Genomic DNA, 23,910 nt, shown 5'->3' with positions numbered 1-23,910 from the left:
TATACGCACGATGTATACATCGCATGTAGAGATGGGGTGTATACGGACGGAAAGGCATGCATGTACGGCAAGGCATTCGCCCCGGAGTACCAGGGCGCGCTCACCGCTCTCTCCGTGAACTCGTCGCTGGACGACGTCCTGGCCGCCGGCACCGAGCAGTTGAGAGCGGCCGAGCGGGCCGGACGGCACGGGGAGGCGGCACGCTCCGGACTCGCGATCGCCGAGGCACAGCGCAGGCTCGGCCGGGTCGCCGACGCCGACCGGTCCTGGAAGGCGAGTTACCGGGCCGCCCGTCGGGCCGGGGACGCGGCGGGCATGGCCTGGGCACTGTGGAGCGGCGGCACGCTGGCCCGGCAGCGGGGCGGATTCCCCCTGGCCCGGCGGCTGTTGGGACTGGCGGCCGAGCTCGGCGAGCGGGGCGGGGATGTCGTCGTGCGGGGGTACTCGCTGGCGGGGCTGGCCGAGACGGGCCGTATCCAGGGCGACTACGAGGCCGTCGGCCGGCTGCACGAGCAGTTGCTGGACGAGGCCAGGCGGCGCGGCGAGGCCCGGCACACGGTGTGGGCGCTGTCCGGCATCGCGCAGATGCACCGCAACACCGGGTCCTACGACACCGCGTTCGCGATGTTCGAGGAGGCGGCCCGGATCGCCGCGGGCGCCGACGACCGGCGCGGTCACGCCTGGGCGTTGCGCGGGCTCGCGGACCTCGTCTCCGTGCGCGACGGCGACACCGAACGGGCCCTCGCCCTGCTGTCTGAGGCGGAGACGACGTGCCGGGAGATGAACCTGTCCAGCGCGCTGGCCTACAACCGCAAGATGCGCGGCAACGTCCTCTACCGGGCCGGGCGTTACGCCGAGGCCCGCGACCTGTACGAGCAGGCGCTAGCCGAGTTCCGTGCCATGAGCGAACCGCGCGGGCAGGCCTTGGCCCGGCTCGGGCTCGCCAAGGCACTGGCCCGGCTGGGCCGCGACCGCGCCGAGACCGCGGCCGAACTGGACGACCTGGCCCGCGTGCTGGAGCGGGCCGGGCTGCGGCACGCGCGGGAGATGGTGACCCGGGCCCAGGAGGAGTTCGGCGCGCGGACGGAGGCGGTTCTGTGACGACCGTCGCCGCTCCTGAAGTCCTCACCCGCTGCCGCGAGTTGGTGCAGCCCGCGCTCCAGGAGGCCGTGGGCCGGCTGCACCCCTGGGTGAGCGAGATGGCCGCCTACTCCTTCGGCTGGTGCGAGGTGGGCGGCGCCCCGGCCGTGGCCTCCGGCGGCAAGGGGGTACGGCAGGCGCTCGCCGTGCTGGGTGCCGAGGCGGCCGGCGCGCCCGGGCGGGCCGGGGTGCCCGCGGCCGTCGCCGTGGAACTGGTGCACGTATTCTCGCTGCTCCACGACGACATCATGGACGGCGACCCGGCCCGGCGCGGCCGCCCCACGGTGTGGAAGGCCTACGGCACCGGACCCGCCGTTCTCGCGGGAGACGCCCTGTTCGCGCTCGCCGTCGAGTCCCTGGCCGACGCCGGGTCCAACGCCGTGCGCCTGCTGTCCGCGGCCCTGTCCGACCTGGTGAGGGGGCAGGCGGACGACCTCCTGTTCGCCACGCGCCCCTGGGCGGGGCCGGAGCGGGTGCGACCGGACGAGTACCGGGCCATGGCCGAGCACAAGACCGGGGCACTGCTGGGCTGTGCCGCGGCACTGGGCGCCCTGCTCGGCGGGGCGCCCCCGGCCACGGTGGCGGCGCTGGACCGGGCCGGACGGCATCTGGGGGTGGGCTTCCAGATCGTCGACGACGTCCTGGGCATCTGGGGCGATCCCCTGGTCACGGGCAAGCCCGTGCACGGCGATCTACGGGAACGGAAGAAGACGTTCCCGGTGCTCGCCGCGCTCGACGCACCGACCCCTGCGGCGGCGCGCCTGGGGCGGCTCCTGGAGTCGGACGGGTCTCCGGTGGAGATCGCGGACCTGATCGAGGAGTGCGGCGGCAGAACGGCCGCTCTCGCCGCGTCACGCCGTCACCTCGCCTCCGCCGAGACGGCGCACGAACTGCGGCCGCTGCTCGACTACCTCCTGCGCCGCGACCTCTGACACCCGGTTGACCTGCACCGCCCCCGGGCGTTCGAGAGGAGCTCTCCCCCACCGGAAGGAACCGTCCTGATCGGAATCACGGACATCGAGCGCCGGGCCGGGCCGATCACCGGACACCTCGCACGCACACCGACCCTGCCCAGCCCGGCCCGTCCGCACTGCTCGGTGCTCCCGTCACCGCCAAGCTCCAACTGCTCCAGCACACCGGCTCGTTCAAGGCGCGCGACGCGACGGCCAAACTGCTGTCGCTGAGCAAGGCGCAACGGGCGGCCGGGGGGCGTGGCGGTCAGCGACGGCAACCACGGGATCGCCCTCGCCGACATGGCGGCGGCCCTCGACGTCAAGGCGACGATGGTCCTGCCGCATTCGGCGCCCGCACGGTCCGTGGAGATCGTCGAGGCGGCCGGGGCCTCGCTGCGGCTGACTGACGGACGACATGGACGGTGCCTTCTCGCTGGTGAACCGGCTGCGGGACGGGGGGCTGACGCTGGTCCACCCCTTCGACGACCCCGTGGTGATCGACGGGCAGGGCACGGTGGGAGTGGAGTGCGCCGACGACGCGGACGAGCTCACCGACGTCCTCGTCAGCGTCGGAGGCGGAGGCCTCATCGCCGGGGTCGCGGCGGCGCTGCGGGGCACGGCGTCCGGGTGTCAGGGTCTGGGGTGTGGAGACGAAGGGCGCCGAGGCCATGTCCCAGGCGCTCGCTCTCGGCCAGCGGCCTCTGACCTGCCAGGAGATGGCCGTCGCATTCGGTTTGGAGGCGGTGCCGGCGAAGGTGGAGACGCTGCGGTCCAAGGCGAAGCGGCTGGTGACCCATGAATCAGGCGTACCCGTCGGCAGGTGAAGTCGATCAGTCGGAGACCGGGGATCCCGCACACCATGGTCGTCGTGAAGGAAGGGCAGGAGGCGGCCGGCAACGCGGTACGCCGTGTTGGTGTGGATCTCCAGATGGCTGAGCCGGTGGATTCAGGCAGCCGCTGGTGCCGGCCATCGCGCTCTTTCGCGGCGGCTCCAGGGGGTGCGGGTACTCACGGCTGCTCATCAGGCACTCGAAGAGGAGAGCCTGGAAAGCGAGTTGTCCACGGTCGGTGGGGTCCAGGGCGCGCCGGCCGGCCTTCGTCTGAAGTCACCCGAGGTACAGCAGACGCGCGAGCTCCTTGGGTGATCCGCTCGTCGGTCGTGTGCGGCATGAGGCTTCCTGCTCCGACTGCCCCCGGGCCGCAGCCGTGGAGGAATACATGCACGGACACCGAAAAAACACATACAGCGGGATCGGGCATCCCACCCTTCGGGCATCTGCGACTCCACCCGGGCGGATCGCTCGCCTCCAGACCATCCCTGGCCTGTCAGGGCGACCCTACTGGACCACCCTGGCAGACCAAGCGACGCGCCGGGCAGGGCCTACAACAGGTTGTCGAGCGGTTCGTCATCTCGCGGTGGAAGGGATCCTGCGTGACGTGGACGCTGCCGGAGCCGAGTGCTGAGCAATCCCGTGCCCAGCCCTGATCTGCGGCCTGGTTGGGCGGGCGAGCCCAAGTTATGGCGGGGGTTGGCAGTTGTCCGTTTGTCCGCAGTGCCGCGAGCTGGAGTGCAACGTCACCCCAGCGGTCTCGGGCCGCAGATCGACTCGCGTGGCTCGTCGGTCAGTCGGGTGTCTCGCCCGAGTCGGCGGGCTGAGGGTCGTTGGCCGGCGCGGACCGCTCGATGTCGTCGTTGGTCGCGGCCCAGCTGGCCAGCAGGTTCAGGGCCTCCTGCGAGGGTGAGTGGGGTTCAGCGGTGTAGGTGAGGAGGAACTGGCTGGGGCCGTCGGGGAGCGGGAAGGTTTCGAAGGGCAGGTCGAGGTCGCCGACGACCGGGTGGTGGAGGAGTTTCACGCCGGTGGTGTGCATGCGGACGTTGTGGGCAGCCCAGCGGTGGCGGAATTCCTCGCTGCGGGTGGACAGCTCCCCGATCAGGTCCGTCAGCCGTCGGTCGTAGAGGTCGCGGCCGGCCTCGGCGCGCAGCATGGCGACCGTGTCGCCTGCGACTTCGTCCCAGTGGCGGAAGAACTCGGTCGCGTGCGGGCTGAGGAAGGCGAACCGGGCGTTGTTCGGCGGCCGTACCGGGTCGGCGTAGACGGGGGAGAACAGGGCGCGCCCGAGGTGGTTGGCGGCCAGGATGTCGCCGCGGCCGCTGAGGATGAACGCGGGTGTGCCGGCCATCGAGTCGAGGACACGCTGCACCGCGGGCCGCACGCGCTGCTGGGCCGGGCGGCGGCGCGGCGGGCGGGTCGTGCCGGCGCCGCGCAGGAGGTCGAGCAGGTGGATGCGTTCGGCCTCGTCGAGCTGAAGTGCTTGCGCGATGCCTTCGATGACGCTCTCGGAGACGCCGGTGGCGTTGCCGCGCTCCAGCCGGGTGTAGTACTCGCTGGAGATGCCCGCGAGGAGGGCGACCTCCTCGCGGCGCAGCCCGGTGACCCGTCGGCGCTCTCCGCCGTACAGGGGCAGGCCGGCCTGCTCGGGGGTGACCTTGGCCCGTCGCGTGCCGAGGAATTCCCGGATCTCCGCGCGGAAATCATCGCGGATGTCGCGGTTTGTGCCGTTGGGGTCGTTTCTTCCTGCCATGCGCTTCACTCTACGAGCGCATCCGCCGGGTTGGGGGTCCCTGTCAGTGACCCCCTCATCAGGGACTCCCGCCCTCGCGTGACAGCCGGTTTTGTGGGTGGTGCACCGCCCACGGCGGTGTGAACCGTTCAGACAGACGGCGCTCGTGCCGCCGGTCCCAGCCTCCTCTGCGGCGCTCTCCGTGCTGCACGGATCACCCCCCGCAGACAGCGGGTGCCGATCTCGGCGCCGGAAAGGAAACCTCCCATGAGCAAGGTCATTCTCGTCACCGGTGCCGGACGCGGTCTGGGCACGGACATCGCCCGCGAGGCCCTCACCGCCGGCCACCAGGTCGTCGCCACCGGCCGCCGCCCCGAAGAGGTCGAGAAGAGCCTCGGCGGGCCGCAGGACAATCTGCTGGTCACCAGGCTCGACGTCACCAGCCTGGAGGAGGCCGAGGCCGCCGCGCAGGCAGCCGTCGACCGCTTCGGCCGCATCGACGTCCTGATCAACAACGCCGGGAACCTCTTCACCGGCTACTTCGAGGAGATCTCGCCCGCGCAGATGCGCCGGCAGTTCGAGACCAACCTCTTCGGCCCGATGAACGTCACCCGCGCTGTCCTGCCCATCCTGCGCAAGCAGCGTGCAGGCCACATCATCACCATCACCTCGACCGCCGGGCTGGTCGGCATGGAGTTCACCTCCGCCTATGCAGCCTCCAAGTTCGCGGAAGAGGGCTGGATGGAGTCCCTGCGTCACGACGTCGAGCCGTACAACATCAACACCACGATCGTGGAGCCCGGCTACTTCCGCACCGAACGCCTCGTGGACGGCTCCACCACCTGGCCCGAGCTGTCCATCGACGACTACGCCCCGCGCACCGCCCCGCGGATCGAGGGCATGAGGAGCATGAACGGCCAGCAGCCCGGCGACCCGGCCAAACTCGCCCGCGCCCTGCTGACCGTCGTCGGCCAGGACAAGCCGCTGCTGCGGTTCGTCGCCGGCGCCGACGCCATCGAGGCTGCCGAGGCCAAGGCGAAGGAGCTCCTTGCCCAGGCCGAGGCATCCCGCGAGCTGGGCGACCGCCTGGCCTACGACGACGCTCACGCCTGAGCACCACGCCCCGCGCCCCTGCCGGAACAGGGGACGGCTGCCGGTTGCCCTTTCGACAGCAAGGAGAGAGTCAACATGCCCCTCAAAGGCGAGTACGAGCCGAGCAAGGCGCAGTTCGTGCGTGACCAGGTGGAGCTGTACGAAGGCTCCGGCGGTACGCAGGGAACGACGCTGAGTGTCCTGGTCGCACGTGAGGAAGGCGAGAGGCTCCGGGACCTGCCCGTCGTCATCCTGACCACCCTGGGCGCGAAGAGCGGCAAGATCCGCAAGACGCCGGTCATGCGGGTGGAGCACGATGGCTCCTACGCCGTCATCGCCTCCATGGCGGGAGCCCCCCACCCACCCCGTCTGGTACCACAACGCGGTGGCCGACCCCCGGGTCGAGCTGCAGGACGGCCCGGTGCGCCAGGACATGCTGGCACGCGAGGTGACCGGGGAAGAGAAGGCCCTGTGGTGGGCCCGAGCCGTCGAGGCCTTCCCCGACTATGCCGTGTACCAGAAGAACACGGACCGTGAGATCCCGGTCCTCGTTCTGGAGCCGGCGGCCCACGAGCACTGACCCGGCGCAGCCGGTTCACCCCAGGGATCCTCCGCCGCCTGGTCCTGCCGACACCAGCGTCGGACCCCGCCTGACAGCGGCCGGTTCGCATCCCCCCTGATCGGCCGGGTGCGCGCCCGGCTTGCCTGGATGAAGCACATCACGGACGACCGCGGCACGGATGTCCTCGGCAGCCTGACCTGCGACGACATCCACGTCGGAACACCACGCCAGGCCGAGGCCGGTAGCCACCGGTTCCACCTACGGCCCCGACCCGCGACCCGGCCGACGGCGCCCGCGTCGACGGCGCGCGGATCACCCCAGCACGGTCCGCCAACGGGTGGCGCACCCCACTACGCACGACCACCGACCGGCCTGACAGCCGTCACGACAAGGAGTACCTGATGAAGCACGTATCACTGGGCGGGCTCGATGTCTCCCGCATCGGCCTGGGAGCCATGACCATGGCCGGCACCTACACCACGGGCGGGGGCCTCGATGACGCCGAGTCAATCCGCACCATCCACCGCGCACTGGACCTCGGCGTCACCCACATCGACACCGCCGAGATCTACGGCCCCTTCCACAGCGAGGAAATCGTCGGCCAGGCCATCAAGGGCCGCCGCGACGACGTCGTCGTGGCGACGAAGTTCGGTCTCGTCTCGCACGCCGGCGACGGCCCCGGCGTCATCGACAGCAGCCCCGCCAACGTGAAGACCGCCGTCGAAGGCTCACTCCTGCGGCTCGGCACCGACCACATCGACCTCTACTACCAGCACCGCGTCGACCCGAACACCCCCATCGAGGAAACGGTCGGCGCGCTGGCCGAACTGGTCGCCGAGGGCAAGGTGCGCCACATCGGCCTGTCCGAGGCCGGACCTGAGACGATCCGCCGGGCACACGCCGTCCATCCAGTGGCCGCACTGCAGACCGAATACTCCTTGTGGACACGTGACGTCGAGGCCGAGATCCTTCCGCTGCTGCGGGAGTTGGGCATCGGGTTCGTGCCCTACTCCCCGCTCGGCCACGGTCTGCTGACTGGGCAGATCCGCACCGTCGACGACTTCGCCGACGACGACTGGCGCAAGACCAACCCGCGCTTCACCGGCGAGAACTTCCTGCGCAACCTGCGCATCGTCGACGAAGTACGGGCCATCGGCGCCGAGATCGGCGCCACTCCGGCCCAGACCGCGCTGGCGTGGCTGCTGACCCGCGGCGACGACATCGCCCCCATCCCCGGAACCCGGCGGGTCACACGCGTCGAGGAGAACACCGCAGCCGACGGCATCGAACTCAGCGCCGCTCAGCTCGACCGCCTCAACAACCTCACACCGGCTGCGGGCGAACGCCACGACGAGGCGAACATGGCCAGCATCGACCGGTGATCCGACGTCCTGGCGACCTACTGGCCCGTCGCACCTGACCGACCCGCATCCGTTCACCCGTTTCACTGATCACTGAAGAGGCTTCCTCATCATGTCCAAGGTTCTCCTTGTCGTAGGTCACCCCGACCTGTCCCAGTCGAGGGCCAACAAGGCCCTGGTGGACGCCGTCCGCGAGCTGGCCCATGTCACCGTGCACGATCTCTACGCCACCTATCCCGACTTCCAGATCGACGTCGACGCCGAGCAGGCACTGCTGGCCGACCACGATGTGATCGTCTTCCAGCACCCGGTGTTCTGGTACAACACCACCCCTCTGTTCAAGCAGTGGCAGGACAGGGTCTTCACCCTCGGCTGGGCCTTCACCATGGACGGCTCTGCCTCGCAACTGGCCGGCAAGAAGGCCGTCGTCGCCGTCACCGCCGGCGTCCCCGCCGAGCACTACACCCCGAAGGCTCGAACCAGGCCACCATCGAGACACTGCTCGGCAACTGGCACGCCACCCTGCGGCTGTGCCAGTTCGACATCCAGCCGATGGTCAAGCTGTACGGCACCGCCTTCAGCCTCTCCGACGAAGATCTGAACACCGCCGCCAAGCAGTACAACGAACTGCTCGCCTCCTTCGCCGCCTGACCGACCTCGCAACGGGGATGTCAGCAGCCTGACCCCGCCGTACGCCCATGGTGACCTGGGCGGACTTCGGGACGCTGTGGAGGCCGACGCAATACCTACCGCAACACTCAGCGCAACACGGTGAGATGAAGCGACGGCCGGACGGGCTGGCCACGGTGTCGCCCTGCGGCCGCCGAAGACGGTGAATTCCTGCGAGAATACGGCGACGGGCCGGCCCTCGACGGTGCCATGCCATCACCCTCAGCCCCGAGCCGGCGGCGGTCGGGAGCGGGCCACGGCCGTGAAGGGCCTGGACGATCGGCGTCATCATCACCAGACTGACCGGCATCTGGACCGCGACCAGGTGGTGCCGGTCGCCCGCGGCTTCGGCGGCCAGGGCGAGCAGCTCCCCCACCGTGATCGCTTCCTCTTCCAGGCCCGCCGACGTGGCGATGCCGTACCCGGCCACATATCCGGCTGCCACGGCTTCCTCGAGGACGACGAACGCCTCCCGCATCGCACGGTCCAAGGCGGGACGGTCGCCGGGGTAGGTGCGCTCCGGGTTGTGCAGCAGGACCAAGTCCAGCCGCTCGCGCCCGAGCTGCTCGCGGTTGCGGCGTATCTGCCAGCGCACGTAGTCCGGGGTGAGGCTGTGCCCGGTCGCCGCCTGGTCCTCGGTGAGGACACCGGCGTTCACGGCTTCGGCACCGGTGGCCGCGGTGAAGTAGCCGGCCTTCGTCGCGATCCGTAGGGACGGGTGGGCGGCCAGGGCCGGAGCCAGCAAGTCCTGGGCGCGGCCGGTGGCGTAGTTGGGGGCGGTGTCGATCCGCTGCGCGCCGGAGGCGGCCGCACGGTCGGCCGCCTCCGGGATCGCCTGGCACCGGTAGGTGCCCAGAGCGAGCTGTGCCGTCACAGGAGGCTCCCCACCGTCGCGGCCTGCCCGGCAACGAGTTCCTGGACCAGCCCGGCGACGGACTCCACATCCACGCCGGCTGTTTTCCGCGAGCGTGGCCAGGTCCACGGTGCGGCCGTCGACCAGCGGGCGCAGCACCGCTTCCGTTGCCGGGGCGAACTCGAACGTGCTCCCGGCTGCGGACGGCGTCACCGCGTCCTCGCCGATCTCCAGCGCCGCGCGGGCGGTCGTCAGCCGGACCCGCGGGCCGGGGTCGGCCGAGGTGCCGTCGATGTACGGCAGGCTCGGCACCATCCGGCCAACAGCCTGCCCGTCCATCGCCGTCCGGTAGCGGGCGAGCAGCGTCGGGTCGTCCAGCAGTTCGACGAGCCGCTTGCGCATCCCGTCCACGGCGTCGGCCTGGACATCTGGCGCGGCGAGCAGCGGCAGATCGTGCCGCCACAACTCCACCCGTTCCTGATCGCTCACTGTGGAGCGGCGGGCTCGGTGCAAGGCCGAGCCCGCCCGTGCGACGGTCGCCCGGTTCGGCGTACGTCGTTGCCCGTGAGCGTCAGGAACACCAGGACCTGCGTCACGCCACCGGCTAGCGCTGCAGTGTCAGCACGCCCGGCCGGTACGGCAGGAGGCCGTAGTCCATGCCGTCGGTGCTGGGGTCGCGCCCCTGGTAGAGGAACTGCAGATGGCAGGGGTCGATGGTCTTGGTCTGGTCGGGGTTGGTGCGAACCAGATCGCCGTGGCTGATATCCCTCGTCCAGGCCGTCGCGCCGCTGTTTGCACTGCCGGCGAAGGGGTTGGTCACGGTGTCGGCGCCGGCCTGCGGTGTCCATGTGCCGTCGAGGCTGGTGGCCGTGAACGAGCGGAAGTAGCGGCCATACCCTGTGTAGTTCTGGGCCTCCACGATCATGAGGTACTGGTTCTGACCCTGGACCTTGTAGACCTCCGGCGCCTCGAACAGGTTGAGCGGCGTGTCGCTCATGATCTTCGTGAAAGAACCGAAGGTGCCCGGGAAGTTACCGATGGGCATGCTGGCGCGGTAGATGCCGCCCTCGTCGTCGGCGAAGAACATGTACATGTTCGTGTCGTCGCCGATGAGAGTCACGTCGAGGGGGCCGCCCTTCGGGAGGGTGCCCGTGAACAGCTCCTGCTGCGCGGACCAGCCGTTGGGGTTGGTGGGGTCGCTCGATGTGCGGTAGCCGAAGCTGTATGGCCAAGCCCCGTTGTAGGCGAGCACCCAGAGGTTCTTCGGGGCGAAGTGGAACAGCGTCGGCGCGATGCCGTCGAAGGGGATCGTATTCTGGGTGGCGGTGGCCATGTCGGACCAGTTCGTGAAGGGACTGAAGGTCGTCAGCCCCCAGCGCCCGTCGTCACCGGCGAGGGTGTTGTGCGTTGTGGCATAGACGATGTGCTTGCCGTTGGAGACGACGCTGGTGAAGTCCTTGAGCGAGGCCCACCCCGCCTTCGGCTCCGCCAGCGGGCCGGTTGATGTCCACCGGTAGGTCGACGGAAGAGCACACACGTTGTTCGCCCCTGACAGGCCGGTCCACTTCTGGTTGGTGCCGCCGTGGCACGACCAGATCTGCACTCCCGTGCCGTTGGCCTTGCCCCAGCCCGAGACGTCCAGGCACAGGCCGGACCCAACGCCGACGATCGTGCCGTCGGGGTTCACCCGCCACTGCTGGTTGTCACTGCCGTTGCACGTCCAGATCTGCACCGGGGTCCCGGCCGTGGTGGCGCCGCCCCGGACGTCCAGGCACTTGTTGCCGTACACGGTCAGCTGGCTGCTGTCCGTCAACGTCCACTGCTGGTTGGTTCCGCCGTGGCAGTCCCAGATGTGCACGTTCGCGCCGTCGGTCTGGCTGAAGCCCTCCACGTCGAGACAGCGGCCGGAATCAACACCGCGCACGTCGCTGGTGGTGGCCGCCTGAGCCGGGCCGGCGACGAGCAGCGCCGCCAACGCGGCCAGGGCCGCGACCGCGGCGGCGAGCATCGCAGACGGATTTCTGCGGCTGAAACAACGTCTGCGCATAAGGACCTCGTCATCCTTGAGCAAGCGCCTCCGGTTCAGTCCGTCAGAGGCTGTCCGGAGGCGGTGTGGCACGACCACTGTTCGATATATCGGACAAGGGTCGACGAGTCGAGCAACTGGATGATTGAGGTTCCAGTGATCAACGTCAATACCTCTCGCACAATTCGGAGCGGAAACGTTCGCAGGCTGAAACCCGGCGGCTTCAAGTTCCGTGGTTGTACCTGTCTTTGGCCTGAGGGGCAGCAGTGTGGGCGCGTGCTCGGCAAGGTCCGCACCGACCCGACGCGGGCGACCGCCCTGGTGGGGTCCCTGCTCGTCCTCACAAACCGCGACGCTTCCCGGTGACCGACGATCTTCACCGAAGCCATCCACCCACGACCAGACCGACGCGCCCACCGCCGAGGAGATCTACTGGATGCCGATCATCGAGTGGTACGACGAGCTGGTGCGCCTGACCGACAGCCCGGTCGTCCGGCTCGACCGCGCGGAGGCCGTCGGCCAGGCCGACGGACCACGCGCCGGCCTGGCGGCGCTCGCGGCGCTGGACGACTCCTCCCCAAGCTCGTCGAGCAGGGGATACCCGATGCCACGCCGCGGTGGCGGCGTGCCTCCACGAGCGCGACGGCGATCTGGCGACGGCGGCTCGGCTGTGCGCCGAGGCGGCCCACAAGGCACCCACCCTCGCCGAGCGCGACCACCTGACACGCCGGGCCCCCGGCCCAACGCCCGCCTACCAAGGGTGTTCTCCTGGGCGTGGTGATGCGGCGTGGCCGGGTCGGCGGGTGCTCCGGCCGACCGGTGCGGCCTGGGCCGCGCCGGGTCGGCCGTCGCGGTGGCGGCGGCCGCCGTCTGTCTTTTCCTGTGCTTGCTGTGAGGCTTCAGCCGCTCGGCCGCCGCGGGGCGGTGTGCGACCGGAGGCATGTCATGGTTCGCGCCGTCGAGGTGGAAAGGGAACCCGGGCGTGTCACCGGGTCGGGTGAGTCGATGCGACCGCGTCTCGGCGAAAAATGATTGAGATGTCAACTTTTCCGCTCCGAGATGGCCGTATATGACGTGATGCCGCGTTTGTTGCCGCTGGAAGGTGCGGCACAGGCGTATCGGGGCTGATCGGGGAGTCCTGTTGTGCTGGAGGGTTCTTCGTGCGCGACCGCCGGCCTGCAAGAGCGACTTGTCCGACGAGTGGTGGGCCCTGATCAAGCCCGCCATCGCCTCCTGGAAGGCTCAGCATCCCGCCGTCAGCGGCCACCAGGGCGCGTACGAGATGCGGGAGACCACCAGTCCCGTACCGGCTGCCAGGGGGACTACCTACCCCACGACCTGCTGCGCTGGCAGGTCCGCGAGAGCCGGGGGCGCAAGGCCGACCCGAGCCTGGTGGTGCTCGACACCCAGAGCCTGCACGCGGCCGTCGGGGTGCCCGCGGACACCACCGGAAGGGACGCGGGATAAAAACTCCGAGGCCGCAAGCGCGGCCTGGCAGTTGATGTTCTCGGTCCGGGGATCGCGGTGGTGGTGCTGGCCGTGTCCGCGCACGGCAACGCCGTCGTCGGCATCGCCTTGCTGGACAAGGTCGCCGCCGACACCGACACGGTCCAGAAGGCTTTGGTGGACCAGGGGGTCAAGACCGCCGTCATCGACCACGGGCAGAAGAAGGGCACCGACACCGAAGTCGTCGAGCGCAACCCGGCCACCAGCGGGTTCGTCCCGCAGCCCAAGAGGTGGGTGGTGGAGCAGGTGAACGGGATCATGCCCAGCGACCCGCACCAGGGTGCTCAGGGGACGGGCCGCGGTGAGTAGCAGCGGTAGTAGGCGAGGGCGAAGTCCCGGGGAGCCCGGCCCAGCGAGCGCCGCCGCCGTCACCGAGGGAGGCGAGACCGCCGGAGCGGACATGCTCGTACAGGCCGAACGCCAACCGCACCCACTCCTCGGGCACGCCCTGGGCACGCTGCTCGTCGGCGTACACCTCCGGGGTCAGCGGCACGCAACGGATGGAGCGGCCGGCGGCCCGGTCGATCTCCAACACCGCGTCGCCGGAGGTCATCAGCCTGGGGCCGTCCAGCTCGGTAGCACCGTCCGGCGTGGCCGTCCTCCGTGAGGGCGGTCACCGCCGGTTCCGCGATGTCTTGGGCCTCGATGAACGCCTCTTGTACGTACCCCTTCAACTCCCGCCTTGAAACCGGGGCTTGAAGAGCGCGCCGGACCGTTTTGTCAGCTGCCGTGAGAGCCGGCCGGTGGGCGGCTCCGTCGCGATCTGGTATGCGGGACGGATTCGCGCAGGTAAAGCGCGCGGGACGAAAGCGTTGACGGAACCATGGCCCCCGTTTATCTTCTGACCGAATTTACGAACCACGTTCGAAATTACGAACAGGGACGGTCTCGCATGCCAAAGATGTCACAGCAGCCCCCCGCCAGACGCCACAGATCCCTGATCCTGTGCTTGCTCGCCGTACTGATCGCCATGGTGTCGGCGACGACCCCGGCCACCGCCGCCGAGGGCCGCCCGTACACCAACCCGATCAAGTCGCAGAAGGGTGCCGACCCCTGGCTCGAGTACTACAACGGCAACTACTACCTGGTCACCACGTCCTTCACCGGTGTGCTGACCATGCGGAAGTCACCGACCCTGGCCGGACTCTCCACCGCCGCCAGCGTCCAGATCTGGAGCGACACCACCCCCACCCGTAACACCAACATCTGGGCACCCGAAATCCACTTCCTCGACGGCCACTGGTACCTGTACTACTCCGCGGCGCAGAGCGGTGTCGCCTGCTGCGACTCCCAGCGCACCCACGTCCTGGAGAGCGCGGGCACCGACCCCATGGGCCCGTACACCTACAAGAACCAGCTCAGCGGCTCCAACCTCAGCTCCGGCGGCTGGCTCATCGACGCCACCGTCCTGCAGAACAACAACAAGCTGTACCTGGTCGGCAGCGGCTACATCAACGGCAGTCCGCAGAGCCTGGTCATCGCGCCGATGAGCAACCCGTACACGCTGGCCAGCAGCACCTTCACCATCATCTCCAGCCCCACCGCGAGCTGGGAGACCTCGGGGGCCGCGGTCAACGAGGGACCCGAGCCGCTCTACCACGACGGCCGCACCTTCCTCACCTTCTCCGCCAGCTACTGCATGACCCCGGACTACAAGCTGGGCCAGCTGGAACTGACCGGTACCGACCCGCTGAACCCCGCGTCCTGGACGAAGAAGTCCACGCCGGTCTTCCAGCGCAACGACGCGGCGAGTGTCTACGGCCCCGGCCACAACGGCTTCTTCTCCTCTCCGGACGGCACCGAGAACTGGATCGTCTACCACGCCAACAACTCCGCGAGCAGCGGCTGCGGCAACGAACGTACGACGCGGGCGCAGAAGTTCACCTGGAACGCGGACGGCACGCCGAACTTCGGCACCCCGGTCGCGCTCGGCACCACGCTGCCCGGCCCGTCGGGCGAGACGGCGACGACCCCGACCGCGTACACCCTGGTGAACCGCAACAGCGGCAAGTGCCTGGACGTCGAGGGCGGCAGCACCTTGGACGGCGCCAACATCTTCCAGTGGAGCTGCCACGGCGGCGCCAACCAGAAGTGGCGCGTCGAGGACCTCGGCGACGACACCAGCCGGCTGGTCAACGTCGCGACCGGCAAGGTCGCGGACACCGCGAACTGCACCACGACCGACGGCACGGACATCGCGCAGTGGTCCTGGCTGAACAACAACTGCCAGAAGTGGCGTCTGGTCTACACGGCCACCGGTGACTACGTGCGGATCGTGAACGAGAACAGCGGCAAGGTCGCCGACGTGGCCAACTGCGGCACCGCCGACGGGACCGACGTACGGCTGTGGTCCTGGCTGAACAACAACTGCCAGCAGTGGCGCCTCGTCCCCACGACCTGACCTCCCTGCGCACCCCGTGATCTTTGCGGACCGCTGCATCCGTTCTACATGCCGGGGGGCGTCCGACTCGACCGGCGTCTCCTACGAGTCGTACGGCTCCCCCCGGCCGCTACGTCCGCCATGTCAACCACGTCCTGTACGTGCGGACGCCGAGCACGGCCACCGACAAGGCGGACGCCACGTTCTACGCCCAATAGCAAGCCGCCGTTTCCCTCGAACGGGCGAGGTCTGCGGTCGGCGGTGTCGCTCACTCACCGCGACACCGTGCGGGCCGAGCCCGGCTCGAACGGGCTTCGCTCCGGTGCCGGCCTTCGGGCGCAGCGGCAGCTCGTTGCCTTCGGCCAGAGCCTTCTACCCCGCCACCGTCAGGTTCCAGATCGGGTGCTTGCCCACCTTGCCGTTCGTCTCCGCCAGTCCGAGCTCCGCCAGTTCCACCATCGCCCTGCGCACGTACGAACGGCCGTCCGTCTCCTCCTTCGTGATCACCTGAGCCATCTGCTGCACCGTCGCTATCCGCACACACCCCAGCAACCGCAGCGCATCGGCCCGCACCTTCCCGGCCGTGGGAGTGGACCCCTTCCCCTTCGCCGACGTCTCAGGGGAAGGGAGAGAGGTGTCATCATGCCGGGAGGCCCCCTGGCGGGCGGTGTGAGCTGCGGTGATGGGCACGACGTTGGAATCGTTCACGGCACTGGACGCGACACTGGATTCCGGGCCGCCCGAAGGGCGTTCAGTACCCCTTGACCAGGCCGGGCGCGGCTCCGGGGGCGGGCTGCCGGGCGCTGCTGGTGTACGTCATGACGAGGCTCCTCACGCAGTGGCGCGGGACTCCGGACAGAATCCCGCCGTCACTTGCTAGAGGTGTCGAAAAAGCCGACCGTGTGACACTCCACCCAGCGCCGTTACCGAGCCGTGATCATGGCGGACTGGTTGTCCTGTGACAGTGAACTTTGACCGATTGCCATCGACGTCGGACCAGAGCGGAAGTACATAGACCGATCTCTGTCAGAGTGCAAGGCTGGCTCTCACGCGGCACCACAAATGGGCGAGTTCTCCGGCGCCTTGTTCCAGCTCTCGCGAAGATCGACCATGTGCACTCCGAGCGATACACGTTTCCATGCAGAGGGGGCCAGCACTCCCCCGCCGGTACGGGCCCAGCTCCTGCCGTCAGGATCCTGGAACTCCAACCACAGCGAAGACAGCTCTTCATCGGTGACCCGAGCGGATGGCAACTGGTCGCGCAAGCTGGCGCGCAGGGAACCAGTGGGGATCTCGATCTGCTTGCAAGGCTCAAGTGAACGCAGATCCCACCAAAGACGCCTACTCGGCAGGAAGAGGCGCATTTCCGCTGGGTGTGGGTTGCCGTTCATCACGACTACCGCGGACGGAGTTCGGTAGAAGTCAACCTGCTCAGCGAAGGCTTTCTGGCTCAGTTCAGCCGCTCGCTTCTCCTCCCTATCGGCGCGCTGCTCCGCTCTGACCCCCAGAACCAGCCCCGTGAGTGCGGCAATGACGGTGACCACCGCTCCCACCCCCCTGCCGATCTCCGCCCATGTGGGCGCAGGCGCTGTGGAGGCAACAGAGGCGTCGTCGGAGTCTGCCGGATTTTGAGGGGCCGGGTCTGCAGGAGCATCACCGTCGGGACCAGTCGCGGGACCGGGATCACCGCCATCGGGCACAGGCCGCCCCCCCACCACTCGCTTCAGCCATGCAACTGACACTACAAGCGCAGTGCCAGTCCAGGACCTCCTTCTCAAACACGGGAGGCTGCCGGTCCAACTTGAGTGGCAAACGGTCGAACTTCGCTGTCGCAGGACACTGGCGTTGCGACGTAGTTGGCCAGTGTCTTGCGGCGTATCGGCCAGATCGCGGGTCAGCTTCGTGACGCAACGTTGGTGCTCACGCCGCCCGCATCAGCAGCGGGCTGATGACCTCCATGACCTCGAACAGTCGCCGGACGAGGGGCGACAGGGAGTCGTGCACCACCAGGACAGCGTTTTTCTGACGGGCATTCTCGTGGGCTTGAAGGAGAGCACTCAGGCCAGAGCAGTCGCCAAACTTGCGGAAAACGGCAGCATCACCCCGCGGATCGCCCGGACCTTGCCGGCCGAGCAGGCCACCGAAGCACACCGACTGCTGGAGGCTGGCGGCCTCCGGGGACGAGTAGTGCTCACCTTCAAGACCGGCGTGTCGGGCCAACTTGGCCCGCCGCTTCACCGCACTCGTCGGACAGCCGCCCATGACCTACCTACGGGTAAGGCGTCTCGCCATGGCCGCCGACCTGTTGCGCGAGCCCGATGCGACGCTCGCCGCGGTGGCGGACCGCGTCGGCTTCGCCACCCCTTCGCCCTCAGTGCCGCGTTCAAGGGGTGCACGGCATAGGCCCCAGTGAGGTCCGCGCACGCGAGGCACGAGTGCGGACCTGACGACCCAGGCAGTACCCGCGCGCCGCCGCCTGTTGCCCAGCCGACGAGGGCCGGCTCGTCTCCAACCCTGCGGGCAAGCTCCTGACCGCCCTGCCGCTACCAGACGGCGGTCGTCGGTGGAATCGCCGTCGGTATCTCCACCGCCGACCGGCCCACAGGGGCGGGCACCGGGGTGGTCGTCCTCTGGTTTCTCCTCTGCTAACACCCCGGTGACAGGCTCGATGAACGAAGGGCGCAGGGAGTCCTGAGCCGCGGGAGTCGGCCCTGACCTCGGAGTCGGCAGGCACCCTCCTGGATGTCCGACGGTCTCCTTTGGCAGAAGTCGGACGCGAGGGGCCGCGGCGAATGCCGGCGTGCTGCATTGATGTCGTTAGGGGGACGTAAGTATGGAGAAGAGCGAGGTAGTGGTGGTCGGCAGTGGCTCGACCGGGCTGTTGCTCGCCGCCGAGTTGGCGCTCGCGGGCGTCGAGGTGGTGTTGGACAAGCTGCCGGAGCGGCGCGTCCAGGCCAAGGCGCTCAACCTCCAGCCGCGTACCGCCGAGGTGTTCGACCTGCGCGGCCTGCTCGACGACGCGCAGCAGCGTGCCATCGCCACCGTCGCCGACGGGCACTTCGTCAGGCTGCCCGTGCCGCCGAGCTACGACGGCTGGTCGGCCCGGCGCCCCTACCAGGTCGGCATCCCGCAGGCACCCGGAGCGGGGCCCGCCATCAGTCGTCCGTCGTCCGTCGCACCGCACTGTGCCCGCCACCTCCTCGTCCCGCCCGGAACCTTGCCGATCGCCTCCAGCCGAGGAGCTGACGCGGTACGGCAGCATCGGCCGGGCGCGGCGACCGACCACCCGACAGTGCCGAAGAATCCACCGACTTCGCAGCCGGACGGCGCCCCTGAACTCCGAAATCGATCTCTGATTCAACAATCCAGCCGGGTTTATGGGCATCAGGAATTTGTCGGCCTTTTCGCTCCGTGCACACGTCGACCGGATAATCGAGCCGAAACAATCACACCGTAAACGGCTCGCAGGCCCGACACGGGTGACAGTCATCTCACAAAGTGACATTCTCCCGAGCAGCCCTTTCGTCCGGATCTTAAATGCCGGTCCGGCATCCCAGCCATATTCTTTGGCCGGTTGAAATTCTTTTCCCGCATCCTTCGTCACCCTTTGGAGTTCCCCCTTGCCTTCCGACAGCACAATGACGAATCCCGGGCAACCGGATACCGAAGCGTCCGGGGCTTCCCCGGGCGGCCGGCGCCTCGGCCTTGCCCTCTTCGTGATCGCCACAGCCCAGCTAATGGTGGTTCTGGACGCCACGATCACCAACATCGCCCTGCCGTCCATGCAGACCGACCTGGATGTGACCGACACGAACCTGGCGTGGGTCGTCAACGCCTACGCGCTGGCCTTCGGCGGCCTGATGCTGCTCGGCGGCAAGGCAGGCGACCTCTTCGGCCGCCGGCGCGTTTTCCAGATCGGCATCATCGTCTTCACCCTGGCCTCTCTGCTGGGCGGACTCGCCCCGAACGAGGGCCTGCTCATCAGCGCCCGCATCCTGCAGGGCGTCGGTGCGGCCTTCGCGGCGCCCAACGCGCTCGCCCTGATCACCACCACCTTCCCGGAGGGCAAGCCACGCAACACGGCGATGGGCGTGTACGCGGCCATGGCAGGCGTCGGCGCGACCGTCGGCCTGCTGCTGGGCGGCGTACTGACCGACGTGCTCGACTGGCGCTGGGTGTTCTTCGTCAACATCCCGATCGGCCTCGCCGTTCTCGCGGGCACCCGTACCCTTGTCGAGGCCGAGCGTTCCTCCGGTCGTCTGGACGTGCCCGGCGCGATCACCGGCACCGGCGGTCTGATCGCCCTCGTCTACGGCATCACCCGCGGCGGCGAACACGGCTGGACCAACGGTCTGACCCTGGCCTCCTTCGCGGCGGCCGTCCTCCTGCTGGCGGTGTTCCTGGTCCTCCAGGCCCGCGTCCCGGACCCGATGATGCCGCTGCGGCTGTTCAGGGACCGCAACCGTTCCGGCAGCTACGCCACGATGCTTTTCGTCGGGTCGGGCATGTTCGCCATGTTCTACTTCCTGACGCTGTACATGCAGCTGATCCTCGGTTTCAGCGCGATCAAGACCGGCTTCGCCTTCCTGCCGTTCAGTGTCGGCATGGGAATCGCCGCGGGCGTCAGCTCCTCGCTGGTCGCCCGCATGGCGCCCCGGCTGATCGCCGGCCCGGGCCTGCTGGTCGCCGGGGCGGGCATCTTCTGGTTCGCGACCCTGGATCCCGACTCCTCGTACGCCGGGCACATCATGCCGGCGATGTTCGTCACCGCCGTGGGACTGGGCATGAGCTTCGTTCCGATGACGCTGGGTGCGGTGAGCGGTGTCGACGACCACGACACGGGCATGGCGTCGGCGCTCTTGAACACCGCGCAGCAGATCGGCGGTGCGCTCGGCCTCGCGGTCCTGTCGACGATCTCCACCTCGGCGGCCAACGACAAGCTCCCCGATGCGGGCGCTTCCTTCTTCAAGGGCCTGGCCACCAAGGACTTCCCGTTGGTCGCGAAAGCGGGTGAGGCACTGACGCACGGCTACACCATGGCCTTCGTGGCCTCGGGCGTCATGTTCGTGGGCGCTCTGGCGGTCATGGCCCTGGCGGTCAACGCGGGCAAGCAGGAGCACGCCGAGGGTGCGCCGCCCGTCCACATGGGCTGACCGCACCGAGAGTGAGGCCCCGTCTCCGTGGGCCGACACCACCGAGCCGCCGGCCCAGCCGAGGGGGCCGGCGGCTCCCGACACGGCTACGACGACGTACGACGAAGGCATCGCATCTCGATGCCTCCGCCGTACTGGAGCGGAGGCACCATGACGACCCCACAGCACTCTCAGCCGGCGCACTGGTCCCCACCCCGCAGCCGGTCCAGTCCATCCCAGCCCTCGTCCGAGCCTTGGACTTCCTCGGTGAACGCTGAACGGCCTGATGCTCGCGGCCCTGGCCAGGGGCCAGCAGACTTCGCCCAACTGCGCGAGCGCCTCCCCGGCATCAACGATCACTTGCTTGCCGGCCGTCTTCAGGAGCTGACCGCGGTCGACGTCGTCACCGAAGCCGTGAACCCGGGGCCGTCGCCCCGCACTTTCTATGCCCTCACCCCTTGCGGCAATGCCATCCTGATCCTTCTGGCCGCTCTGACTGTGTGGGCGCAGGACCACTTCCCCGCGAGCGGCGCACCGGCACAGGGAGGGCCGCCGCCCTCTCACTGATGGCCTTCACTCACTGACGTCGCTGACCTCGCTGCCGCGCCAACTCGACAGGCAAGCCAACGACGCGAGCGGAGTCATCAACACCGTTCCGCGCGTCGGGAGCGCGATCGGCGTCGCCGTCACCGGCAGTCCGCTCTTCGCAACACTCCGCTTCACGAACGGGCTGTCCGGACGCCTCGGCTTTCGCCGGCGACCACAACTCGGCCATCGCGATGGCCGTCAGCGGTGCCGCGGGCGTCGTGGCCCCGCCGTCCCTCTCAGGGTCGGCCACCGCGTCCACTTCAAGGAGAACACCGTGAAAACACTGATCTGGTGTAGCAGCGCCATCCCTGCGTCCCCCTCGGAGCGACTCGCACGGCGCCCGATCGGCCGCGATGTCCACGCCTATCAGGCCATGCTGCGCAACTACGAGGACATCGCCCGCTGGGCCGACGCGTTCGGCTACGACGGCTTCGGCAGCGCGGAGCACCACTTCGCCACCGAGGGCGGCGAGAACATGCCCAACAGCCTGCTGCTCTACGCCAAGCTCGCGGCGCAGACCAGGCAGATCATGTTCGCTCCGCTGTCCATCGTTCTCCCCGCCCACAACCCCGTGCGTGTCGCCGAGGACCTCGCGATGTTCACCCACATGTTCCCGGGCAGGATCGGGGTCGCCTTCGCCCGAGGCCGCCAGAGCCGCTGGATGCAGACACTGGCCCAGGACGACACCATCGTCTCCTCCCACCCGGGTTCCGACACCCGCAACCGGGAGATCTTCAACGAGTACCTCTCCATCGTGGAGCGGGCCTGGGCCGAGGATTCCTTCCAGCACCAGGGCAAGCACTACCAGGTGCCCTATCCGGTCGGCGGCATCCACAACTGGCCGCTCGCCGGCTGGACGCGCGCCTACGGCGGCCCGGACGAGGTCGATGCCGACGGCACCCTCCACCGCATCGGGGTGGTGCCCAGGCCCGTGCACAGGCCGACGATCTTCATACCGACCAGCGCTTCACCGCAGACCGTGATCGACACCGCCCGCAACGGACGCACCCTGCTGCTCACGGCCGGCAGCCGGGAGAAGGTGCGCTCCATCGCGGAGCTGTACCGGGACACCGCACGCGGGTTCGGCCGTGACCTGCGGCTCGGCGAGGGCGCGGGCGTCGTCGCGAAAGTCGTCCTCGGTGACACCTTCGACGAGGCGTTCGACCTTGCGGTCGAGACCTCGGGCTACTGGTTCCAGAACGTGTTCCAGGCATTCGGTTTCAACGAGGGTCTCCGCACCACCGCCGACGATCCCCGTCGGACGCTGCGTCTGGAGGACGCCCGAGCGCTGACCCGTCGCATGTACGAGACGGGACTGCTTCTGTGCGGCACCGTGGACCGGGTCCAGGACCAGATGAAGGAGTTGTACGCGGTCTACGGCGGCGGCGAGTTCGACTGGTTCGTGTGGGAGTTCTGGGCGCAGGCGCTGCCCGGCGCGGACGCACCGGACATCCAGCGCGGGCAACTGAAGACCTACGCGGAGCAGATCATGCCGACGTTCCGCTGACCGGCCGCCGGGCCGGGGAGACGGAGTGGTCCGCCCCCACCCCATCCTCCCCACACCACACAGCGACGTCGCACTGCGGTGTCCCACGTTTCACGAACAAGGAGTGTCCGATGCCCAGACTGCCCGCCCCCCTCGCCCGGATGATCGAGACCCGTGGCATGCCGTGCACGGTGAGCGAGATAGAGGATCTGTCGCCGTCCTTCCGGCGCGTGCATCTCGTCGGCGAGGACCTGCGGGGGCGTGCGTGGGCGCCGTGTCAGGTGACCACGTTCCTGGTCTCGCCGACCGAGTTCCGGCGCTACACGCCCGACTCGTTCGACGCCGAGGGGGGACGGATGTCACTCCTGTTCTACCGGCATGGCACCGCCATCGGGAACCCGTCTTCCCCGGGTGAGGCGTGGCTGGGCGGTCTCAGGACCGGTGACCAGATCAGCGTGATGGGACTGGAGTCGACGCGGGGCTTCCGGGCGCGGGCCGAGCCGGGCACCGTGTTCGTGTGTGGCGACGGCACCACGGTGGGACTGTGGTACTCGATGATCCGCTGGCTGGGCGACCGGGCCCGGGTGTGCGGTGTGGTCGAGGTCCCGTCACAGGATGTCCCCATGGTGCGGGACATGTTGCCCGGTGTGGAGATCCTGGCCCAGACAGAGCAGCCGGGAGAGGCCGTGTTGTCCTGGCTGGATGACGCTCCGCCCGGAGAGATCACGCACGCCTTTTTGTCCGGACATGGGCAGACGATCCAGCTCGCCCGCACCCTGGTTCGTAACCGGTACGGCCTGCAGCGGTCCGACATCTCCACGCAGCCGTACTGGGCGACGGGAAAGGTCGGCCTGTGACCGGCATCGGTACACGGCCGGCTCGATGGCAGGACGCTGATCGGCGGAGTTCCCTCCGGTGTCCTGTGACAGTGGGGTCGCGATGCATCGGGACGGGGCCGTGCCGGTGGTGAGGACGGGTCGGCAACCACACCTACCCGCCGGGATGGAAGGAAAGGCGATCGTGACGGAACGGTGGTGTTTCGCTCGGTGGGTCGGCCAAGTGTTGAACGAGGGATTCGTCAAGGACAGGCCAACACCACATCCGCAGCCATACTACTGATGAGGGCCTTGGCGCAGTGGCCCGACGGGTCGGTGAATGGGACGAATTCCGGTTCGGACCACGCAGTTCAGCCGGGGTTCCTGGTGACAGCCCGCGACTGGTCGGCGCTGCGGAACCGCTGGTTCTGACCGCGGGGCGGGTCAACCGCGCGAGCCGTCAGTTCCGTTGAAGGCGTCGGTCAACGCTGCGGCCAGGAGCACCAGCTTGCCGGTGCCCTGGCGGCGGGCGATCACGTGTCCCGTTCCGCCGACACCGATGACGACGAGGACTTCTCTGTTCATGGCAGGCCTCCACCTCACCTTGTTACGAGGGGACTGGTTGCGTGGTGCGCCAGGAAGGTCACCAGGTCAGAGGAGTTCGTGGGCTCCGTAGACCAATCCGTGACGGCGGGGTCCTGGTTGGCGACGTCGTTGGTCAGGATCAGGCCGTCGTCAGCCTCGATGACCTGGCCGCAGATCCCGATGTCCGCCGGCGCCGCCCG

General features: G+C 68.8%; 20 protein-coding genes and 4 pseudogenes. 18 read left to right on the top strand and 6 right to left on the bottom strand.

Going from position 1 to position 23,910, the window contains the following annotated elements:
• Nucleotides 1-60 precede the first annotated feature (60 nt).
• The 3 genes and pseudogenes from ACFYO5_RS24060 to ACFYO5_RS24050 form a co-directional block, all read left to right on the top strand.
• Nucleotides 61-1,101, top strand: a complete 1,041-nt coding sequence (locus ACFYO5_RS24060) for a tetratricopeptide repeat protein (protein ID WP_388712045.1) — start codon at nt 61-63, stop codon at nt 1,099-1,101.
• Nucleotides 1,098-2,072 carry a polyprenyl synthetase family protein gene (locus ACFYO5_RS24055; protein WP_388712042.1) on the top strand — a complete coding sequence of 325 codons (975 nt, stop codon included), beginning with the start codon at nt 1,098-1,100 and terminating at the stop codon, nt 2,070-2,072. Before ACFYO5_RS24060 ends, ACFYO5_RS24055 begins: the two co-directional genes overlap by 4 nt.
• Before the next feature lie 66 nt (nt 2,073-2,138).
• Nucleotides 2,139-2,789 (top strand): annotated as a pseudogene (locus ACFYO5_RS24050) (pyridoxal-phosphate dependent enzyme); the annotation flags it as partial.
• Between the two features lie 927 nt (nt 2,790-3,716).
• On the opposite strand, the gene ACFYO5_RS24045 reads toward ACFYO5_RS24050, so the two are convergent.
• Complete coding sequence (locus ACFYO5_RS24045) at nt 3,717-4,676, bottom strand: helix-turn-helix domain-containing protein (protein WP_388712039.1); 960 nt, start codon at nt 4,674-4,676, stop codon at nt 3,717-3,719.
• Between the two features lie 246 nt (nt 4,677-4,922).
• Between ACFYO5_RS24045 and ACFYO5_RS24040 the strand changes: the two genes are divergently transcribed.
• The 4 genes and pseudogenes from ACFYO5_RS24040 to ACFYO5_RS24025 all read left to right on the top strand — a co-directional run bounded on the left by ACFYO5_RS24040 (nt 4,923) and on the right by ACFYO5_RS24025 (nt 8,271).
• A complete protein-coding gene (locus ACFYO5_RS24040) occupies nt 4,923-5,768 on the top strand; it encodes an SDR family oxidoreductase (protein ID WP_388712036.1) in 846 nt (281 codons plus the stop codon).
• Nucleotides 5,769-5,843: 75 nt separating this feature from the next.
• Nucleotides 5,844-6,327, top strand: a pseudogene (locus ACFYO5_RS24035) (nitroreductase family deazaflavin-dependent oxidoreductase).
• Between the two features lie 383 nt (nt 6,328-6,710).
• Nucleotides 6,711-7,691, top strand: a complete 981-nt coding sequence (locus tag ACFYO5_RS24030) for an aldo/keto reductase (RefSeq protein ID WP_388712033.1) — start codon at nt 6,711-6,713, stop codon at nt 7,689-7,691.
• A 91-nt stretch (nt 7,692-7,782) separates the two neighbouring features.
• On the top strand, nt 7,783-8,271 hold the full coding sequence (locus ACFYO5_RS24025; protein WP_388712030.1) for an NAD(P)H-dependent oxidoreductase: 489 nt from the start codon (nt 7,783-7,785) through the stop codon (nt 8,269-8,271).
• Here ACFYO5_RS24025 and ACFYO5_RS24020 read toward each other — a convergent pair.
• Nucleotides 8,248-9,681 (bottom strand): aldo/keto reductase, encoded by a 1,434-nt coding sequence (locus tag ACFYO5_RS24020; protein ID WP_388712027.1) that lies wholly within the window; start codon nt 9,679-9,681, stop codon nt 8,248-8,250. The two genes, ACFYO5_RS24025 and ACFYO5_RS24020, sit on opposite strands and share 24 nt — an antisense overlap.
• Before the next feature lie 115 nt (nt 9,682-9,796).
• The gene (locus ACFYO5_RS24015; RefSeq protein ID WP_388712320.1) at nt 9,797-11,239 is read right to left on the bottom strand and encodes a non-reducing end alpha-L-arabinofuranosidase family hydrolase; all 1,443 of its coding nucleotides are present in this window, start codon (nt 11,237-11,239) and stop codon (nt 9,797-9,799) included.
• Nucleotides 11,240-11,624: 385 nt separating this feature from the next.
• On the opposite strand from ACFYO5_RS24015, the pseudogene ACFYO5_RS24010 reads away from it, so the two are divergent.
• The 4 genes and pseudogenes from ACFYO5_RS24010 to ACFYO5_RS23995 all read left to right on the top strand — a co-directional run.
• A pseudogene (locus ACFYO5_RS24010) lies at nt 11,625-11,952 on the top strand (RNA polymerase subunit sigma-24); the annotation flags it as partial.
• Between the two features lie 793 nt (nt 11,953-12,745).
• Nucleotides 12,746-13,033, top strand: a complete 288-nt coding sequence (locus ACFYO5_RS24005) for a hypothetical protein (RefSeq protein ID WP_388712024.1) — start codon at nt 12,746-12,748, stop codon at nt 13,031-13,033.
• A gap of 592 nt (nt 13,034-13,625) precedes the next feature.
• On the top strand, nt 13,626-15,125 hold the full coding sequence (locus ACFYO5_RS24000; protein ID WP_388712021.1) for a family 43 glycosylhydrolase: 1,500 nt from the start codon (nt 13,626-13,628) through the stop codon (nt 15,123-15,125).
• A gap of 23 nt (nt 15,126-15,148) precedes the next feature.
• Complete coding sequence (locus tag ACFYO5_RS23995) at nt 15,149-15,322, top strand: AbfB domain-containing protein (protein WP_388712018.1); 174 nt, start codon at nt 15,149-15,151, stop codon at nt 15,320-15,322.
• 154 nt (nt 15,323-15,476) lie between these two features.
• Here ACFYO5_RS23995 and ACFYO5_RS23990 read toward each other — a convergent pair whose 3' ends face one another.
• Complete coding sequence (locus ACFYO5_RS23990) at nt 15,477-15,620, bottom strand: hypothetical protein (RefSeq protein ID WP_388712015.1); 144 nt, start codon at nt 15,618-15,620, stop codon at nt 15,477-15,479.
• Nucleotides 15,621-16,150: 530 nt separating this feature from the next.
• Nucleotides 16,151-16,648 (bottom strand): hypothetical protein, encoded by a 498-nt coding sequence (locus tag ACFYO5_RS23985; protein WP_388712012.1) that lies wholly within the window; start codon nt 16,646-16,648, stop codon nt 16,151-16,153.
• A 208-nt stretch (nt 16,649-16,856) separates the two neighbouring features.
• Between ACFYO5_RS23985 and ACFYO5_RS23980 the strand changes: the two are divergent.
• The 7 genes and pseudogenes from ACFYO5_RS23980 to ACFYO5_RS23950 form a co-directional block, all read left to right on the top strand.
• Nucleotides 16,857-17,237: pseudogene (locus ACFYO5_RS23980) on the top strand (hypothetical protein); the annotation flags it as partial.
• 127 nt (nt 17,238-17,364) lie between these two features.
• The gene (locus tag ACFYO5_RS23975) at nt 17,365-17,517 is read left to right on the top strand and encodes a hypothetical protein (protein ID WP_388712009.1); all 153 of its coding nucleotides are present in this window, start codon (nt 17,365-17,367) and stop codon (nt 17,515-17,517) included.
• Nucleotides 17,518-17,937: 420 nt separating this feature from the next.
• On the top strand, nt 17,938-18,561 hold the full coding sequence (locus ACFYO5_RS23970) for an FAD-dependent monooxygenase (RefSeq protein WP_388712006.1): 624 nt from the start codon (nt 17,938-17,940) through the stop codon (nt 18,559-18,561).
• Between the two features lie 181 nt (nt 18,562-18,742).
• Nucleotides 18,743-20,257 carry an MFS transporter gene (locus ACFYO5_RS23965; RefSeq protein ID WP_388712003.1) on the top strand — a complete coding sequence of 505 codons (1,515 nt, stop codon included), beginning with the start codon at nt 18,743-18,745 and terminating at the stop codon, nt 20,255-20,257.
• Between the two features lie 246 nt (nt 20,258-20,503).
• Nucleotides 20,504-20,803, top strand: coding sequence for a winged helix-turn-helix transcriptional regulator (locus tag ACFYO5_RS23960; protein ID WP_388712000.1), 300 nt, complete (start codon nt 20,504-20,506; stop codon nt 20,801-20,803).
• A 295-nt stretch (nt 20,804-21,098) separates the two neighbouring features.
• Nucleotides 21,099-22,331, top strand: a complete 1,233-nt coding sequence (locus ACFYO5_RS23955) for an LLM class flavin-dependent oxidoreductase (protein ID WP_388711997.1) — start codon at nt 21,099-21,101, stop codon at nt 22,329-22,331.
• 110 nt (nt 22,332-22,441) lie between these two features.
• Entirely contained in the window at nt 22,442-23,167 is a 726-nt protein-coding gene (locus ACFYO5_RS23950) for a siderophore-interacting protein (RefSeq protein WP_388711995.1), read from the top strand.
• A 402-nt stretch (nt 23,168-23,569) separates the two neighbouring features.
• Here the strand turns inward: ACFYO5_RS23950 and ACFYO5_RS23945 are convergent, their stop codons facing one another.
• Complete coding sequence (locus ACFYO5_RS23945) at nt 23,570-23,710, bottom strand: hypothetical protein (protein WP_388711992.1); 141 nt, start codon at nt 23,708-23,710, stop codon at nt 23,570-23,572.
• Between the last annotated feature and the right edge of the window lie 200 nt (nt 23,711-23,910).

Origin of the sequence: Streptomyces sp. NPDC006259 (assembly GCF_042870975.1) — a bacterium.
Taxonomy (GTDB): Bacteria; Actinomycetota; Actinomycetes; order Streptomycetales; family Streptomycetaceae; genus Streptomyces.
This window is presented reverse-complemented; position numbering and strand designations above follow the sequence as displayed.

What these genes read in the sequence shown, in the direction of transcription:
- ACFYO5_RS24060 (WP_388712045.1), top strand. Translation starts at nt 61, where the DNA reads ATGTACGGCAAGGCATTCGCCCCGGAGTACCAGGGCGCGCTCACCGCT.
- ACFYO5_RS24045 (WP_388712039.1), bottom strand. Translation starts at nt 4,676, where the DNA reads ATGGCAGGAAGAAACGACCCCAACGGCACAAACCGCGACATCCGCGAT.
- ACFYO5_RS24040 (WP_388712036.1), top strand. Translation starts at nt 4,923, where the DNA reads ATGAGCAAGGTCATTCTCGTCACCGGTGCCGGACGCGGTCTGGGCACG.
- ACFYO5_RS24030 (WP_388712033.1), top strand. Translation starts at nt 6,711, where the DNA reads ATGAAGCACGTATCACTGGGCGGGCTCGATGTCTCCCGCATCGGCCTG.
- ACFYO5_RS24025 (WP_388712030.1), top strand. Translation starts at nt 7,783, where the DNA reads ATGTCCAAGGTTCTCCTTGTCGTAGGTCACCCCGACCTGTCCCAGTCG.
- ACFYO5_RS24015 (WP_388712320.1), bottom strand. Translation starts at nt 11,239, where the DNA reads ATGCGCAGACGTTGTTTCAGCCGCAGAAATCCGTCTGCGATGCTCGCC.
- ACFYO5_RS24000 (WP_388712021.1), top strand. Translation starts at nt 13,626, where the DNA reads ATGTCACAGCAGCCCCCCGCCAGACGCCACAGATCCCTGATCCTGTGC.
- ACFYO5_RS23990 (WP_388712015.1), bottom strand. Translation starts at nt 15,620, where the DNA reads ATGGCTCAGGTGATCACGAAGGAGGAGACGGACGGCCGTTCGTACGTG.
- ACFYO5_RS23975 (WP_388712009.1), top strand. Translation starts at nt 17,365, where the DNA reads ATGACCTACCTACGGGTAAGGCGTCTCGCCATGGCCGCCGACCTGTTG.
- ACFYO5_RS23970 (WP_388712006.1), top strand. Translation starts at nt 17,938, where the DNA reads ATGGAGAAGAGCGAGGTAGTGGTGGTCGGCAGTGGCTCGACCGGGCTG.
- ACFYO5_RS23965 (WP_388712003.1), top strand. Translation starts at nt 18,743, where the DNA reads ATGACGAATCCCGGGCAACCGGATACCGAAGCGTCCGGGGCTTCCCCG.
- ACFYO5_RS23950 (WP_388711995.1), top strand. Translation starts at nt 22,442, where the DNA reads ATGCCCAGACTGCCCGCCCCCCTCGCCCGGATGATCGAGACCCGTGGC.
- ACFYO5_RS23945 (WP_388711992.1), bottom strand. Translation starts at nt 23,710, where the DNA reads ATGAACAGAGAAGTCCTCGTCGTCATCGGTGTCGGCGGAACGGGACAC.